Raw genomic sequence first — 16,838 nt, 5'->3', positions numbered from 1 at the left:
TTGGCGGGCCCGGGCGGGTCCGGGCGTGCCCGGGCCGGTTCGTCAGGCGCAGGATGCCCGCTCGCCGCCCGTGACGGCACCGTTGTTCCTCGAGCCGGCGCTGGGCGCCGGCGCCCCCGACGAGGGCGAGCTGAGGTGCACCTTCCGCACGCTGTGGTGCTCCTTGCCCACGATGACCCGCATGACAGGCCCGCGGCCGGGCTCCTCCACCAGCTTGGCCCCGGGCAGGGCCTTGGCGAGTGTGCGCGCCGAGCGGTCCCAGCGCGGGTCGTAGGAGATCGTCGTGCGCGACACGTCATGTCGGTCCGCGGACCCCGGTGCGCCCGTCGTGGCGAAGCCGGTGCCGTCCAGCTTTTTCTCGACGCTGCCCGCCAGACCCTCGCGATCCGTGCCGTTGTCGACCTGCACCTGGATGCCGCTCGGGGGAATGCTGACGGCCGCGCCCGGTGCCGCGTCCCCTTCCCCCTTCCCGGTGCGGGAGCCACCGGCCCGTTCGGTGTCCTTGGGCTTCTCGTTGGTGAGCGGCTTGTCGTCGCGCAGCGCGGCGAAGAGCTTGTGTGCCTTCCGCCGGTCCCACTTCACGGTGGAGCCCAGCTTCGGGACGCGGTGGTCGGCGTCCTGGACGGGGACGGATACGAACTCGGAGGAGCCGGAGTTGAAGCGCCGCAGCGCACGCCCGAGTTCGAGCATCTCCGCGCTGCCGAGCCCGCTGTCCGCGCGCACGGAGTCGAGGACCGTGGAGGCGACCTTCCTCAGCTTCACGGGGTTCATCAGGACGCCGCTGTCGGTGGCCTTCTCGAGGACGGCGGCGAGGAAGTGCTGCTGACGGTCCATCCTGCTCAGGTCGGAGCCGTCGCCCAGGTGCCGTGCCCGTACGTACTGCAGAGCGCGGCCGCCGTCGAGGTTGGTGGTGCCCGCGGGAAGGTCGAGACCGGAGTAGTTGTCGTGCAGCGACCTCTCCGTGCAGACCGGCACACCTCCCAGCACGTCGACCGTGCGCATGAAGCTGGTGAAGTCGACCTCCAGATAGTGGTCGACGTGGATGCCGGTCATGGCCTCGACGGTGTTCACGGTCAGGTGCGCGCCGCCGTGCGCGTAGGCCGAGTTGAGCTTCGCGGGGACGGACGCGTGCCGCTTGCCGCTGCCCGCGTCGGTGTGCGCGGGAAGCTTCGTGTACGAGTCGCGGGGGAGGCTGACGATGCTGGCACGGTCGTGGTCGGCCGAGAGATGGACGAGCATCAGGGTGTCCGTGCAGTCGCAGGCGGAGCCGCCCAGCCGGTACTTCTCACGCTGCTCGTGCGAGAGCTTGTCGCGCCGGTCGGTGCCCACGACGAGGAAGTTGACGCCGCCGGTGTCCCGAGGGCGGTCGGTAAGCCCCTGGAAGGGATCGACCCGGTTCACGTCCGCGTTGAGCCCGCTCACCATGAGGTGGCCCACACCGCTCGCCCCCAGCACCAGCACGGAGAGAGCCATGGTCAGGCGTACCCCCCACCGGGGCCTACGACCGTTTTTGTGTGCTTCCGCGCGCATTGCCATACTGTAGGGCGATACGATCTGCGGCACTTGAGCACACGCCGTCGCATGATCCGCAGGGCACCCGGCTGGCGTGCGGAAGCCCTCAACGGGCGCGGTAACGTGAACGCGTGACTGATAGGACTTCCACGGGATCGGAGCTGCCCGCGGTCTCGGTGATCATGCCGGTCCTCAACGAGGAACGGCACCTGCGCAGCTCCGTCAAGCACATCCTCCAGCAGGAGTACGACGGAGAGCTGGAGGTCGTCATCGCTCTCGGGCCCTCCGAGGACCGCACGGACGAGATCGCGGCTGAGCTGGTCGCCGAGGATTCACGCGTCCACACGGTCCCCAACCCGAGCGGCCGCACGCCCGCGGCGCTGAACGCCGCCATCAAGGCGTCCCGGCATCCGGTGGTGGTGCGCGTGGACGGGCACGGGATGCTCTCGCCCGGATACATCGCCACTGCGGTGCGGCTGATGTCGGAGACCGGCGCCTCCAACGTCGGCGGCATCATGCACGCCGAGGGTGAGAACGACTGGGAGCGGGCCGTCGCCGCCGCCATGACGTCGAAGATCGGCGTGGGCAACGCGGCCTTCCACACCGGCGGGCAGGCGGGCGAGGCCGAGACCGTCTACCTCGGGGTGTTCCGGCGTGACGTGCTGGAGCAACAGGGCGGCTACAACGAGGAGTTCATACGTGCTCAGGACTGGGAGCTGAACTTCCGGATCCGTGAGGCCGGCGGCCTCGTCTGGTTCTCGCCGGAGCTGAAGGTCGAGTACCGCCCGCGGCCGAGTGTCCGCGCGCTGGCCAAGCAGTACCGGAACTACGGGCGTTGGCGCCACGTCGTCGCGCGCTACCATCCCGGCTCGATCAATCTGCGCTATCTCGCGCCGCCCGCGGCCGTGTGCGCGATCGCCGTGGGCACGGCGGCCGGCCTGGCGGGGCTGCCGCTGGGCTTCGTGATTCCCGCCGGCTATCTGGCGGCCGTCGTCCTCGGTTCGCTGCCCGCGGGCAAGGGGCTGCCGGTGAAGAGCCGTGCGTGGATTCCCGTCGCGCTGACCACCATGCACATGTCGTGGGGCTGGGGCTTTCTGACGAGCCCGCGCAAGCTCGCGCGCAAGGTGATCGCGTCCCGCAGGGAGCCCGTTCCGGCCACGAACTGAAGCCATATGAGAGGGGGGCAGCCGCCGAAGCGGCTGCCCCCCTCTCATGTTGTTCTTCTGTCGCTCCGCGGTGGGTGACTCACGGCGCCGGTGCCGGCTCACGCGGCCGCCGGCCGGGTCACCACACGTTCGCCGGATTGACCTCCATGCACGCCTTGTCGTTGTCACCGCGCAGGGCATCGGCGCTGTCGGGCGCCTTGTTCTCCTGCTTCTTCCCGGAGCCGCCTCCGGCGTCCTTCGGGAAGACGTTGCCCTCACGCCAGTCGCCGCCGATCACCAGCGTCACGCCCTGCACCCCGCTGGAGTGCTTGACGGCGCTCTCGGGCAGCCCGATGGCCTTGGCGACCGCCAGGGCGTTGCCGCGCTCGTCCTCGCGCTGGTAGCTGATCGTGGTGTCCGCCTGGGACTTGGGGGTCTGGTCGGCGGTCGCCTGGGCGAAGCCCCTGCGTCCCAGCTCCTCGGAGATGACGCCGGCACGGCCCGACACAGGGGGCTGGAGCGCGCTTCCGGTGCCGTTCATCACCCGTACGGGGATGTCCGCCTTTGGCGCGGACGGCTCGGTCGGCTGGGGCTTCTTCGCCTTGGCCTTCTTCTTGTCCTTGCCGTCCAGGGCGATGTCGTTGCGGATGAGCGAGAAGGTGTGGTCGGCGTCGCCCTTCTTCGGCACGACGTAGCCGCCGGGGGCGTACTGCCAGGGCATCGTCGCCATGGTGATGCGCTTGGTCGGCACGCGCTTGAGTTCGTTGCCGAGGTCGTAGAGCTTCTTCACGCTGGCCAGGCCCTCGTCGACCGTGAGCGCCTTGGTTGCGGCCTCGGCCAGGTCGCGCATCTTGCCGGGGTCGGAGAGCTTCGTCCCGGCCTTGAGCTGGCGGACCATCGAGTTCATGTACATGTGCTGGGCGCGGGCGCGGCCTATGTCGCTGCCGTCACCGAAGCCGTGGCGGGTACGCAGCCAGTGCAGGGCCTGCTCGCCGCGTACGACGGAGTTGCCCTTCTTCAGACGGAGCTTGGACTGCCGGTCGTAGACGTTCTTGTCGACGCAGACGGGCACGCCGCCCACCGCGTCCGCCATGGAGACCACACCGGCGAAGTCGATCATCATGAAGTGGTCGACCGGGATGCCGGTCATCTCCTCCCAGGTGGCCACGGTGCAGCCGGGACCGCCGTGCTGGAGGCTGGTGTTGATCTTGTCGGTCGTCTCCTCGTAGACCTTCTGGTCGTCCGGGTCCGTGCACTTGGGGATCGTGGCCTTGGTGTCACGCGGCACGGAGACGACCGAGATGTTGCTGCGGTCGGCCGAGACGTGCAGCAGCATCTGCACGTCGGCGAGGGGCGGCCGGTCGCCGTCGCCCCTCGCGCCGCCGAGCTCGACGTTCTTCTTGGACTGCCGTGAATCCGATCCGAGAAGGAGGATGTTCATGGGGGTCTGGCCGGCGGCGTTCGGGTTGCTTTTGTCCAGCTTGCTGTCGCCGAGGTTGAGGATGTCCTTGCCGAGGTTGCCGTTCAGATGCTCTATATAGAAGTAGCCCGCTCCGGCGGTGGCGAGTATCAGCAGCGACAGGCAGATGGTGAACCACTTCAGGACACGTCTCTTCTTGCGGGGACGGGGACTGTCGCCGCCCTCGTCCCCGCCGCCGTAGTCACCTGGATTCATTCCGCCGCCGCCTGTCTGTGAGTACCGCTGTCGCTGGTGCGGCACGCGCCCGTACTGCGCATCCCACCGGCGGTCGCGCACAGGCGAGCCGCCCTGCATCCCCCGGTCACCTCTCGTGCCGTCGTGCTGCCGCACGGGTCCTCCCCGTTTCCGTCCCCGCGCGGTGTGTGCCTGCCCTGGGGCGCCCGGCCGGGCGCCCCAGGGCACGTACGTCACTTCGCACAGACCTTCTTGTCGTTCGCCTTGACGTTCTGGACGCCGTCCGGCGCCTTCTCAGGTGCCGAGACCGGTTCTCCCGCCTTGGTGAAGTCCTTGGCCAGCGTGAGCTGCATGGACTTGCCGGCGCTCGAGGTCTGCTTCAGAGCCGACTTCGGCAGACCCATCATCTCGGCGAGGGTTGCTGCCTGTCCGGCCTGGCTGGAGGAGAACTCCAACCTGGTCTTGGACAGTTGGGACGAGGCGTTGCCGGCGTTGGTCGAGAGCCCCACGCCTTTCTGGTTCTGCAGCCAGTCCACCGTCTCCTGGGCCGCGCCCACCGGGCCTCCGCCGTTGCGCACGTCCACGCGCACCTGGGACGCCGGCACCTTCTTCGCCTTGGACGGCTCCTTCCCTCCGGCACCCTTCTTCGTCTTGGAGAGCGACTTGTCCGCCTGCACCATCTTGAAGAGAGGCCCTGCCTTCGCTTCGTCCAGTACGACGGTTGCCGGGTCGTCAGGGTTGTCCACGACCGGGACGGTGGCGAAGGTGATGTTCTTGACGTTCACCCGCTGAAGATCCTTGGCGAGGTCGGTCAGCTTCCCGACGGTGCCGATGCCCGTGTCGACGGTCAGCGCCTTGGTCATGGCGTTGGCCAGGCTGAAGAGCTTCGACGGGTCGGAGAGAGTGTCACCGGACTTCATCTTGCGGATCATCGAGCTGAGGAACTGCTGCTGGAGCTTGATGCGGTCCAGGTCGCTTCCGAAGCCGATCGACTTCCGGGTGCGTACGAAGGCCAGGGCCTGCTCGCCCTTGACCGTGTGCTTGCCGGCATCGAGGTTCAGATGGGACTTCGGGTCGTTGATGGGCTTCGCGGTGCACACCTGCACGCCGCCGACGGCGCTGGAGAGCTCCTTGACCGCGTTGAAGTCGGCCATCATGAAGTGGTTGATCTTCACGCCGGTCATCTTCTCGACCGTCCGCCAGGTGCAGCCGGGGTCACGTCCGGACTGACCAAGGCTGGTGTTGAACCGCACGTTCTGCTGGCCCGGAATGGACTTCGTCGAGCCGTCCTTCTGCTTCGTGGGGCAGTTCGGGATATCCGTCATCATGTCGCGCGGAATGGACAGGGCCGTGGCGTTGGTGCGGTCCTTGGAGACGTGGAAGAGGAACGTGGTGTCGGCGTGGCCGACGCTCGCGTTGTCGCCGTAGCCGCTGTTGCCCTTTCCCTCACGGGAGTCGGTGCCGAGGACGAGTATGTTCACCGGGCCGTCGGTTACCGCGGCATTGCTCTTGCCGACGTCGACCTTGCTGATGTTCCCGTTGAAGTGGTCGTAGAGGAAGTAGCCCCCGATGCCCCCGGCGACCAGTATGAAACCCAGGGTCCCGGCGCTCCAGCGCAGGACTTTCTGTTTCCTCGACAGGCCCGGCTTGCGCTTGCGGCGGCCGTGGCCGACGGCTGGTGGCGGCGGCTGCGAGCGGTCGCGGCGGCGCTGCGAGGGGAGCCGCGGTTCCGCCTCCTCGGCAGCGGAGGCTCTCCTCGGGCGCGACGCGTCGGGACGGCTGCTGGCCGACGAACTCCGGGAGTTGCCGGCGACTGGATTCAGTCGCAGCTTGTAGCTGCCGGTGCTCGGATCGAACACCCACTGATCCGCGGGATCGACGTCACCCGCGGGTCCACGGCCTTGCGCGTTCACGATTGCGTAAGTCCTCCATTTGCCGCCTGGCGCCGCCCTGTCGGGGCGGACCGGAGCGGCCACACTATCCGGCAGTTTCGGCGCCGAGCGACGGCGGTGACAAATTCAACGAGCTCAGAAGTGGTCAATTCGCCCCATTCCCAGCGCGGCGGACGGTGGAGATGTCATGTACGACAGACATCTCGCGCCGCTGTCGTTCCGCGGTATACGGGCGCCGGATCCTCCGGCCCGTCGCTGCCGCCCGGTGCGGGGCTTTCCGGCCCCTTGTGCACCGAGGTTCTGACGGCGTTCGCCGCGGCTTGGTTCCTGCTCCCCGGAGCAGGGCTTTGTGTGGTCCCGGCGTCCTCCTGTCCTGCTTTCCGGTTCTCCCCGGGCCGCCCGCCGACCCGCACGGCACGGTCCGCGCGCAGTTGCGCGAAGAGGCGGTCGGCGTCCGGCTGGACGAGCTCGTCGCGGTTCCGATCGAGCCTGTACGACTGCCGCGGGACGGTCAGGAAGCGCACCTGCTCCTCGGGGATGTCCCGTACGCCGCGGGCGAGTTCGTACAGCTCACCCAGGGAATCGAGCCCCTGGTCCGCGGTGAGCGCCGACGTCGCCGAGTGAAGCACGGGATAGAGCTTCGCCGGATTGAGCAGCACACCGTTGCTGCGGACCTTCTTCACGAGCGAGCCGAGGAACTGCTGCTGCCGGCTCATGCGGTCGGTGTCGCTGCCGTTTCCGAGTCCGTGCCGGGCGCGTACGTAACCGAGGGCGTCCTCGCCGCCCAGGGTCTGGCGTCCCGCGGGGAGTTCGAGCTTGGCGTCGCGGTCGCGCACCGCGCCCGGAAGGCAGACCTCCACGCCGCCCACCCGGTCGACCAGCGACTTGAAGCCGGTGAAGTCGAGCACGAGGTGATGGTCCACGCGAAGGCCCGTGAGGGATTCGACGGTGCGGATGGTGCAGGCGGCGCCGCCGGTCTCGAAGGCCGTGTTGAACTGCGCGAAGCGTGCCTTCGTACGGCCGCCGTCCCGGCCGCTGCACGCCGGGATGCTCACCATCAGGTCGCGGGGCAGCGAGACGCCGGTCGCACTGTGCCGGTCCGCCGCGACGTGCAGGAGGATCGCGGTGTCGGACCGCTGCCCGCCCTCGTCGTGTCCGTATCTGCTGTTGCCGCCGCGCCGGCTGTCGGAGCCGAGGAGCAGGATGTTCTCGGCCTTGCCGGTGGAGGGTTCGGGCCGCTGTGCCTCATACCGCTTGAGTTCCCGTTCGGTGCCGAGGTCCGTGCGGATGTTGCCGTCGAGTCTGTTGTAGAGGGTCCAGCCGAGGCCGGCCGCGGCGAGTACGAGTACGGAGGAGCCCACCGCGGCCGTGCGCAGCCAGCGTCGGCGCCTGCCGGCGGGGGGCTCGACGGTGTCGGCGGCGGGGGTCCGTGCGGTCGCGGTGACTGTGGTGCCGTTCTCGGTTGCTCTGTCGTCGTCGGTCCCGGAGTCGGTCACGTCTGCGTCATCCCTCGTGGTCTCGGCGGCGCGTGCGGGACGCGTACAGGCGTGAGGGCGCCGGTCAGGTAGGCAGACGCCCGAAACCTGTACAAGGTTGTACGCATGGCTGATCGCTGCTGATCACTACTGAATAGTGACGATCATCGCTGACCGTGCCGAGCCGGGCCGGGAGGAGACGCGGGTCGCAGTCCCCGCTCAGTCGATGGTGTGGGTGACGCGCTCGTCCTCGGCGCGTTTGCGCAGGGCAGCGGCGTCCGGACCCGCGGAGTTGCGGACCAGTACGACCGATCCGCCGACCGCCAGGGGGGCCAGCAGTCCGCCGCTGATCCCCTCCCAGCTGTCGTACGGACGCAGGGAGAGCACCCGCGAGCCTGGCTCCAGGCCGAGCGACTCCGCGTCCGCCAGCGCGCGCTCGACGGCTTCGCCTCCGGTGAGGGCGCTCTGCCCGCCGGGAGGAACGATGAAGGGGTCGCCCGGGGCGATGGGCGTGTACGGCATGAACTGGTCGCCCTGGCCCGGTACTTCTACCGCGTAGTCGAGGAAGCCCTCCGGCGGCTGCGGGAAGCGCGCCCCGAGTGGAAGCAGGCTCAGCGCGACACGCTCGCCGCCGCAGCCGTGCGCCGCCTCCAGGGAGTCGGGGCCGCTCACGACGATCGACGCGGCCGTCGGGTCGCCCTGCACGTCGGCGACGACTCCGGCGGAGGAGCAGGCCAGCAGCCAGACGGCCGTGAGCCAGTGCGCCGGCAGCAGCAGCGCCAGCCGGTCGCCCGGCTCGGTGGCCAGTTCGTCCTGGAGCAGGTTCGCGGTCTTCGACGTCCAGTTGGCGAAGGTGGCGACGGAGAGCTCGACGCGTTCGCCGGTGGCGTCGTCGTAGAAGGTCACCAGCGGACGCCCGGGATCCTGCTCGAGTGCGGAACGGAGCAGGTCGGCGGGGGTGCGTGGGGGAATGCTCACCCGGCAAGCGTACGCGGGCGGCCAGGTGCCCCTTTGCCGGCGGGTGGTGCGGAGCCTTGCGGTGGGCTCCACGTCGTGCTGACGGAGTGTGACCAGGGGTATCGGACGGAGCATCAGCTGCACCATTTTGTCCCGAATGGACAGATAACTATGCCTATGTGCACGATCGCGTCATGCGAGCACTACTAGTCACCTCGATCGGTGTCGCGTGTGCAGGAGCTCTGCTGTTGCCGCTCGCGCCCACCGAGTCCGCCGACTCCATGCTGAACGGCAAGCACTCGACCTCAGCCGATGACGCCGCACCGCCACTCGCCGCCCGCGGGCCCGGTGCCGTGGGCAGCGGAAGCCGCGCGGCCACCGCGGAAGGCAACGGCTCGGTCCCCGGCAGCACCCAGTCGCTCACGCTGCGGGCCTCCGGCGGCGGCACCCGCGCCGGTGACGAACTGCTCTCCGCGTGGGAGGACGACTCTTCGGGCGGGAGACGCGTGGCCTCCCGGAAGGTGCGGCCGTTCTCGCTGGTGGGCGTGGTCTGGGAGGACCCCGGTGCCGTACCGCCGGGACGGATCCAGGTGCAGACGCGTTCGTCCGCCACGAAGAAGTGGACAGGTTGGCGGACGCTGAACGCGCACGGCGACGGCAGCCCCTCACAGGGGGAGCGGAGCCGCAGGGGAGAGAAGGCACTGGGCGCCACCGCCCCCATGTGGGTCGGGGACTCCACTGCGGTACGCATGCGGATCGTGCCGGACGCGGAGGGAGGGAGTCCCGGAGACAGGTCGGGAGCCCAGGAGGCGCGCGAGACGACATTGCCCAAGGGCGCGCGTCTGGAACTCGTCCACCCCGGGAAGGCCGACGGTGCCGGACGCCGCTCCGGCGACGGGGCGCGCGAGGAGGACCCCGCGAAGCGTCCCGGCGGAGTACTCCCGGCGCTCACCAGGGCCGACACACGCTCCACTTACGGAGACGACGCGGCGGACGCCACCCCGTCGAAGAAGGACCGCGCGGAGGACACCCACATCGGACCGCGCCCGCAGATCATCACCCGCAAGGGCTGGGGCGCGGACGAGAGCATGCGCGAGCAGGAGTTCCCCTACGGAAGGACCACCAAGGCGGCCTTCGTCCACCACTCGGCCGAGACGAACGACTACAACTGCGCGGACGTGCCGGCGATCATCCGCGGCATCTACCGCTTCCATGTCAAGAGCAGCCACTGGCGCGATCTCGGATACAACTTCCTCGTCGACAAGTGCGGCAAGATCTACGAGGGCCGCGCGGGCGGGGTGGCCAAGCCCGTGACGGGAGCTCACACGCTGGGCTTCAACACCGACACCACGGGGATCGCCGTCCTCGGCACGTACACCAAGGCCGTGCCCTCGAAGGCCGCGAAGGACGCACTGGCGAAACTGACGGCCTGGAAGCTCGGCGTCCACGGCGTCGACGCGAGCGGCAAGGTGACGCTGACATCCGAGGGCGGCACCAAGCACAAGCGGGGCAGCAAGGTGACGTTCAACGCCGTCCCGGGGCACCGTGACGGGTTCACCACCGAGTGCCCCGGCGAGAAGCTCTACGCCGAACTCCCCGCCGTCCGGACCGAGGCGGGACGGCTCCAGGGCCGCCGCTGACATGGCTCCCCGACCGCCCTCACCGACAGTCTTCTGACACGTCCACAGACACGGGCTCTGACAGGGCGACTGACACCGGTGCGCTGCCGGCTCCGCGCCGTCCCCGTTCCGCCGCGGAGTCCGGCAGTTCCGCCGCGGAACCCGGCACGCCGGTGCCGGCGTCATGGGGCCGAGGCCCTGAGGACATCCGGCACCGCGGCCCCATGACGCTGCATAAACTGACCGCCGACCACCCGGCTCACGCCCTCTCCGTCGGTCAGGAAGCGAAGAAGAACCGTTGACAGAAGCGATCCTCCTGGTCGGGGGCAAGGGCACCCGGCTGCGCCCGCTGACCGTGCACACGCCGAAGCCGATGGTGCCGGCGGCGGGCGTCCCCTTCCTCGCCCACCAGTTGGCGAGGGCACGCGCGGCCGGTGTGGAGCACGTGGTGATGGCGACGTCCTATCTGGCGGAGGTCTTCGAGCCGTACTTCGGTGACGGCTCACAGCTGGGGCTGCACCTGGAGTACGTCACGGAGGAGGAGCCGCGCGGCACCGGCGGAGCCATCCGCAACGTCGCGTCCCGGCTGAGCTCGGCGCCTTCCGATCCGGTGCTGATCTTCAACGGCGACATCCTCACCGGCCTCGACATCGGCGAACTCGTGGCCACACACACCCGCACCGGGGCCGATGTCTCGCTCCACCTCACCCGGGTCGACGATCCGCGTGCGTACGGGCTGGTGCCGACGGACGACGACGGCCGCGTCACCGCGTTCCTGGAGAAGCCGCAGACGCCGGAGGAGATCGTCACCGATCAGATCAACGCGGGCGCGTACGTCTTCGACCGCTCGGTGATCGACGCCGTCCCTGAGGGCCGGCCCGTCTCGGTCGAGCGCGAGACCTTCCCCGGTCTGCTCGCCGACGGCGCCCACCTTCAGGGCATGGTCGACTCCACGTACTGGCTCGACCTGGGCACCCCTCAGGCGTTCGTACGTGGCTCCGCCGATCTCGTACTCGGCAAGGCCCCCTCGCCTGCGGTTCCTGGGCGTTGCGGCGACCGGCTCGTGCTGGAGACGGCGCGCGTCGCCCCCGACGCCAAACTGTCGGGCGGGACGGTCGTCGGCGCGGGGGCCACGATCGGCGCCGGCGCCCGCGTCGACGGAACGACCGTGCTCGACGGGGCCGTCATCGAGGACGGGGCCCAGGTGCGGGACTCCCTGATCGGCGCCGGTGCCCGCATCGGCTCCGGAACCGTGCTCGACGGTGCCGTCGTCGGTGACGGTGCCGTGGTCGGCGAGCGCAACGAACTGCGGGACGGCATCCGCGTGTGGTGCGGTGCGCGCATTCCGGCGGGCGCGGTGCGCTTCTCCTCCGATCAGTAGCCGCTGCGCGCCGGGTCCAGCGGTGACCGCCGCCCGGCCGGCTCCGTGCGCCTGATGCCGGGTTCTGCCCCGGCCGGGATGCGCCGCCCGCCTCGCGCATACGCTGTCGGGCGTGTCAGCCACCCGTACCTGGACCGCGCCCCCGTCGTACGACCTGCGGAGCAATCTGCGCGTGCTGCGGCGCGGACCGTACGACCCCTGCTACCGCATCGAAGGCGACGCGGTCTGGCGGGCGACCCGCACACCCGCGGGCCCCGCGACCCTGCGCATCACGGCTGGCGCCGCGGGGTCATCCGTACGGGCCGAGGCCTGGGGACCGGGCGGCGAGTGGAGCCTCGAACAGCTGCCCGCGCTGCTCGGCGCGGACGACGATCCGTCAGCGTTCGTCGCCCACCACCGCTTGACGAGGGAGGCGCACCGGCGCCATCCCGGGCTCCGGCTGCCGCGGACCGGACTGGTCATGGAGGCCCTGATCCCGTCGGTGCTGGAGCAGAAGGTGACGACCCACGAGGCGCACCGCGCGTGGCGGATCCTGGTGCGGCGGTACGGGGAGCCCGCTCCCGGTCCGCACGAGAACCTCCATGTCATGCCGGACGCACGCACCTGGTGCCGCATCCCCTCCTGGGAATGGCACCGCGCCGGAGTGGACAGCAAGCGCTCCGCCACCGTCATACGCGCCGCCCAGCGCGCGCCGCGCATGGAGGAGGCGGCGGCGATGGACCTGGCCGCGGCGATGCGGCGGCTCCAGCTCATCCCCGGCATCGGCCCGTGGACCGCGGCCGAGACCATCCAGCGCAGCAACGGCGACCCCGACGCACTGACGGTCGGGGACCTCCATATGCCGAGCATCATCGGCTATTCGCTCACCGGCGCCCGTGACACCGACGACGCCGGGATGCTGGAACTACTGGCCCCGTACGAGGGACAAAGACACCGCGCGGCACGTCTCATCCTGCTCGCCGGACGGGCACAACCGCGGCGTCAGCCGCGCTTCCCCATCGGGAACATCGCCCGGCTGTGAGCCGGACGGCCCGCGTGTGACCCGAGGCCACGAATGCCCTCCCGCGCCCCGGTCGGGGCGGTGCCGCCCGGGGGCACCCGGCCTCAGGCCGCCTCAGCGCACCTCGACGAAGTCGCCGCCGTCCCGCGGCGGCCGCTGCCGCGGCGGTGCCGCCGCGTGTCCCACAGCCACGGCGCCCATCGGGTCCCAGTCGCCGGGGAGTCCGAGCACGTCACGTACGACGTCCCGGCAGAACATCGTCGAGGAGACCCAGGCCGAGCCCAGCTGCTCACCGGCGAGCGCCACAAGAAAGTTCTGGATGCCCGCGCCGCACGCGACCACGAACATCTCCCGCTCGGCCGCGGAGCGCCGCGCGTCGGGGTAGTCGTGCGAACCGTCGGCCACGAGGCAAGGCACCACGAGATAGGGCGCGTTGCGCAGCACGTCGCCGCGCCGGACCCGCTTGGCGATGCTCTCCTCGCTCTTGCCGTCCGCACGCAGGTCCGCGATCCACTGCTCGCGCATCGCGTCGAGCAGCCGCAGCCGGGACTCCGGTGACTCCAGCAGCACGAAGCGCCACGGGGTCGTGTGGTGCGGAGCCGGAGCCGTCACCGCCGCGTCGACGGCACGGCGCACCGAGCCGCCGTCCACCGGCTCGGACGTGAACTCGCGTACGGTCCGGCGCAGCGCGAGCGCCTCCCGTACGGCCTCCGAGGTGCCCAGCCGGAACATGTCCTGCGCGGCGTTCCGCACCAGCGCCCGCGCCGAGGTGGCCCCCTCCGTACTGGTGGAGTTGGCGGAGTCCCCGGAATCCGTGAACTCCTCACGCTCCAGGACATGTTGCGGGAGCCCGCGCACCACGGCGACCGGCAGGCCGTCCGCCTTGCCCTTGACGAGTTCGCCCGCCGCCGCCAGTTCGTCCCCCACCGCGGTGACGGTGACGCCGAGCGGATTGCCGAAGGTGTCGACGCCGCCGCGCAGATCCTCCAGGACGCGCACGCCGGACGCACCGATGGCCACATCGGTCTGCCCCTCGCGCCACGGCCGTCCGAATGTGTCGGTGACGACCACGCCGACGTCGATGCCCAGCGCGTCCCGCAGTCCCTCGCGGATCCGCAGGGCCGAGGCGTCCGGGTCCTCGGGCAGCAACAGCACTGTCCCCTTGGGGGTGTTGGAGGCGTCGACGCCTGCTGCCGCCATCACGAAGCCGTGCCGGCTCTCCACGATCCGCGCGGGACCGCGGCGTGCGACGACCCGCACGGTCTCCGCGTCGATGGCGGCCTCGCGGTCGTCGGCCGGCACGACGCGCCCCTCGGCCTTGCTCACGATCTTCGACGTGACGACCAGTACGTCGCCTTCGGCGAGGCCGTGAGCGCCGGGCCCGTCCGCTGCCTCGCCGGCCGCCTCCGGAGGCTCCTCCGGCCCTGTCACGGCGTCGACGATGAGCTTCACCAGGTCGTCGCCGGGCCGCACTTCGGGGATGCCGGGCAGCGCCCACACCCGGTACGCGGGCGTTCTCCGACCGCCGTCGAGCCCGGACCGCGCGCTGCCGGTGCCTCTCGTCATGCCCCCACCTCTGCCGCCAGCGCGAGCGCTTCACGCGCCATCGCGGCCGTCGCCTCCGTGTCGGTCATCATCAACGGGACGGCACGGCAGCGGATTCCGGCGTCCTCCACGGCCTGCGTCGAACCGGCGTCGACGGTGTCGACGAGCCAGCCGTCCAGGAGGCCGCTGCCGTAGTGCTGTGCGACGGCGGCGGCGGTGGCCTCGACGCCGAGCGCGGCGAGCACCTTGTCCGCCATGCCGTGCACGGGCGCGTCACCGACGATCGGCGACAGTCCGACGACCGGCACACCGGCCTCGGCGATGGCCTCCCTGATCCCGGGCACGGCGAGGATCGTGCCCACGCTGACCACGGGGTTGGACGGCGGGAAGACAATGACGTCCGCCTGCGCGATGGCGTCGAGCACCCCGGGGCCGGGCTTGGCGCTCTCGGCGCCCACGGGAACGACCGCGTGCGCGTCGACCTTTGCGCGCAGCCGCACCCAGTACTCCTGGAAGTGAATCGCCTTGCGGCTCTCGCCCCCGTCGCCCGGTGCCTCGTCCAGGTCCGCGGTGTCGATCAGTACGTGTGTCTCGACGCGGTCGTCCGTCATCGGCAGCAGCGTCACGCCCGGCTGCCAGCGGGAGCACAGCGCCTCCGTGACCGCGCTGAGCGGGTAGCCGGCGCTCATCATCTGCGTACGGACGATGTGGGTCGCGAAGTCGCGGTCGCCGAGCCCGAACCACCCGGGGCCCACGCCGTAGGCGCCCAACTCGTCCTTCACCGCGAATGTCTCGTCGGCACGGCCCCAGCCCTGCTCCTCGTTGATGCCGCCGCCGAGCGTGTACATCACGGTGTCGAGGTCGGGACAGACCTTCAGCCCGAACAGGTGGATGTCGTCACCGGTGTTGCCGATGACGGTGATGTCCGCATCGGGCGCTGCGGACTTCAGTCCGCGCAGAAATCGGGCACCACCGATGCCCCCGGCCAGAACCACGATCCGCTCCATGCGGACCAGTGTGTCAGCAGACAGCACTCGAACAGCAGGGCGGTCACCGTCGACGGGCGGGCCGCAGGCGGTCGCTCAGCCGGCGGGCGGGGACGCCGGTGCCGCGGTGCACGCCGCGACATCGGCAACTCCTGTACCGGAGTGGGGAGGTCGCATCGGCATCTCGGTCAGCCCCGGGAAGTAGATGTGCAGACTGACGACCGGAAGCAGACTCAGGTTGACGACTTCGTGCACATAACCGGGCGCGAACGCGCGCAAGTCGTCGGGGCGCAGCGTGCGGGCGACCCCGCCCGCGTGTTCGGTCAGTTCACCCTCGAGGACGGTGAACACGCCGGAGGACGGCCCGTGGTCGTGGCGTCCGCTGCCCTGTCCGGGCAGCCAGCTCAGCAGCCACACCTCGTAGCCGGGGCCGGTGCGCAGCCGGTGGTACCAGCGCGTGGCCGGGTCGTACCGCACCAGCGGCCGCCAGCCGGGCCGGTCGGCGGCGATCGTGCGTGCCATTCCGGCGAAGCCCGCGACGGTGGAGGGGTGGCCGGGGGCCGGCGGCATGAGGTGGGGGAGGGCGAGCGGGTCGCCCGCGATCTCGATGTCGCTGTTCACGTCGGTGATGTCTTTCGCGCTGAAGGGAAGCCCGGAGCGTGGCCGGGCGAGGTGCCGGGGTCGACCGGGGACCGGTCGGGAAGATCGGCCGGATGCGGCCGGGATGCCGGGTGGAGAGACGTCTCTCAACAGCAGCGACAGCGACAGCAGCAGTGACCCGTGGCGACGCGAGCAGCGCGAAGAGACCGCGTGGTGGCGGCCGTGAAGAGCTCGGGAGTCACTGGCATGTGGTCAAGGAGACCGAGAGACCCGTGGCGCTGTCAACTCGGACGTCGCGTCCGGCGTGCCTGGTTCATCACATCCGGTCGCCGTGTTCGCTCAAAGGTTTGTGCCCCCCGGATTGAGGACACCTGGCGCAACACCCGTGCGCATGAACGTCGTTGTACATCTGTGACCGGGTCGTGATCATGGTTGCCCGGCCGGGTGGTGGTCGATGCGTCCGGCGGCAGCCGCAGATTCCGGTCCGTGGGGTCGAGGACGGTGACCACCGGAACCGTATGGGACGGTTCAGGGTGATATGAACACTTTCTGATTCCCCTTGGTTCCGCAGAGTGAATAACGGACCCAATAGCAGATCTCGGCTTGACTGGCGCGGATCGGCACACTTGTAATTTCACACGTGTTGTTCAGCCGCGATCGATAACGACGGCATCACGGGGACGCAAAGACGGACGAGGGGCGCACATGACCGAGCTGTTCCAGGAAGTGCTGGTCGAAGAGGTTGACGAGGAGCTCGGCTGGCAGGAACGCGCGTTGTGCGCCCAGACCGATCCCGAGTCGTTCTTCCCGGAGAAAGGCGGCTCCACCAGGGAGGCGAAAAAGGTCTGCCTCGCCTGCGAGGTCCGTTCCGAATGCCTCGAGTACGCCCTCGCGAACGACGAGCGCTTCGGTATCTGGGGCGGATTGTCCGAGCGTGAACGGCGCCGCCTGAAGAAGGCCGCTGTCTGATCAACTAGCGGGCGGCGAATGCCCGTACAGTCGCGGACTCCTTTTACGGACGAGAAGTACGCCTGGTGGTACGACAGGTTGCAGGACCGGATGGGCAGCGCGG

13 protein-coding genes are annotated in these 16,838 nt (G+C 70.0%); 5 read left to right on the top strand and 8 right to left on the bottom strand.

The window, feature by feature from the left end; all coding sequences use genetic code 11:
* Positions 1–42: 42 nt before the first annotated feature.
* Positions 43–1,473, bottom strand: coding sequence for an LCP family protein (locus I004_RS35035; protein ID WP_486580146.1), 1,431 nt, complete (start codon positions 1,471–1,473; stop codon positions 43–45).
* 221 nt (positions 1,474–1,694) lie between these two features.
* On the opposite strand from I004_RS35035, the gene I004_RS0120295 reads away from it, so the two are divergent.
* Positions 1,695–2,678 carry a glycosyltransferase family 2 protein gene (locus I004_RS0120295; RefSeq protein ID WP_051345280.1) on the top strand — a complete coding sequence of 328 codons (984 nt, stop codon included), beginning with the start codon at positions 1,695–1,697 and terminating at the stop codon, positions 2,676–2,678.
* 118 nt (positions 2,679–2,796) lie between these two features.
* On the opposite strand, the gene I004_RS0120290 is transcribed toward I004_RS0120295, so the two are convergent.
* From I004_RS0120290 to I004_RS0120275, 4 genes are all read right to left on the bottom strand, one after another.
* Positions 2,797–4,332, bottom strand: a complete 1,536-nt coding sequence (locus tag I004_RS0120290) for an LCP family protein (protein ID WP_486580145.1) — start codon at positions 4,330–4,332, stop codon at positions 2,797–2,799.
* A gap of 212 nt (positions 4,333–4,544) precedes the next feature.
* On the bottom strand, positions 4,545–6,224 hold the full coding sequence (locus I004_RS0120285) for an LCP family protein (protein WP_028437007.1): 1,680 nt from the start codon (positions 6,222–6,224) through the stop codon (positions 4,545–4,547).
* Between the two features lie 164 nt (positions 6,225–6,388).
* Entirely contained in the window at positions 6,389–7,699 is a 1,311-nt protein-coding gene (locus tag I004_RS35030; protein WP_078511509.1) for an LCP family protein, read from the bottom strand.
* 198 nt (positions 7,700–7,897) lie between these two features.
* Positions 7,898–8,656, bottom strand: coding sequence for a TIGR03089 family protein (locus I004_RS0120275; protein WP_028437006.1), 759 nt, complete (start codon positions 8,654–8,656; stop codon positions 7,898–7,900).
* Positions 8,657–8,829: 173 nt separating this feature from the next.
* Here I004_RS0120275 and I004_RS0120270 point away from each other — a divergent pair, with 173 nt between their 5' ends.
* From I004_RS0120270 to I004_RS0120260, 3 genes are all read left to right on the top strand, one after another.
* Positions 8,830–10,275, top strand: a complete 1,446-nt coding sequence (locus tag I004_RS0120270) for a peptidoglycan recognition protein family protein (RefSeq protein WP_028437005.1) — start codon at positions 8,830–8,832, stop codon at positions 10,273–10,275.
* Positions 10,276–10,552: 277 nt separating this feature from the next.
* Positions 10,553–11,635 (top strand): mannose-1-phosphate guanylyltransferase, encoded by a 1,083-nt coding sequence (gene manB, locus I004_RS0120265; RefSeq protein ID WP_028437004.1) that lies wholly within the window; start codon positions 10,553–10,555, stop codon positions 11,633–11,635.
* A gap of 112 nt (positions 11,636–11,747) precedes the next feature.
* Positions 11,748–12,656 (top strand): DNA-3-methyladenine glycosylase, encoded by a 909-nt coding sequence (locus I004_RS0120260; RefSeq protein WP_028437003.1) that lies wholly within the window; start codon positions 11,748–11,750, stop codon positions 12,654–12,656.
* A 93-nt stretch (positions 12,657–12,749) separates the two neighbouring features.
* On the opposite strand, the gene I004_RS0120255 is transcribed toward I004_RS0120260, so the two are convergent.
* The 3 genes from I004_RS0120255 to I004_RS0120245 all read right to left on the bottom strand — a co-directional run bounded on the left by I004_RS0120255 (position 12,750) and on the right by I004_RS0120245 (position 15,787).
* A complete protein-coding gene (locus I004_RS0120255) occupies positions 12,750–14,201 on the bottom strand; it encodes a coenzyme F420-0:L-glutamate ligase (RefSeq protein ID WP_051345248.1) in 1,452 nt (483 codons plus the stop codon).
* Positions 14,198–15,187 carry a 2-phospho-L-lactate transferase gene (cofD, locus tag I004_RS0120250; protein ID WP_028437001.1) on the bottom strand — a complete coding sequence of 330 codons (990 nt, stop codon included), beginning with the start codon at positions 15,185–15,187 and terminating at the stop codon, positions 14,198–14,200. The genes I004_RS0120255 and cofD overlap by 4 nt, the downstream gene beginning before the upstream one ends.
* A gap of 75 nt (positions 15,188–15,262) precedes the next feature.
* Positions 15,263–15,787, bottom strand: a complete 525-nt coding sequence (locus tag I004_RS0120245; RefSeq protein WP_028437000.1) for a cysteine dioxygenase — start codon at positions 15,785–15,787, stop codon at positions 15,263–15,265.
* 684 nt (positions 15,788–16,471) lie between these two features.
* Here I004_RS0120245 and I004_RS0120240 point away from each other — a divergent pair.
* The gene (locus I004_RS0120240; RefSeq protein WP_028436999.1) at positions 16,472–16,735 is read left to right on the top strand and encodes a WhiB family transcriptional regulator; all 264 of its coding nucleotides are present in this window, start codon (positions 16,472–16,474) and stop codon (positions 16,733–16,735) included.
* Positions 16,736–16,838: the final 103 nt, after the last annotated feature.

It is taken from the genome of Streptomyces sp. TAA486, assembly GCF_000426165.1.
Note: the sequence above shows the minus strand (reverse complement) of the source record. Positions and strands in the feature narration are given on the sequence as shown.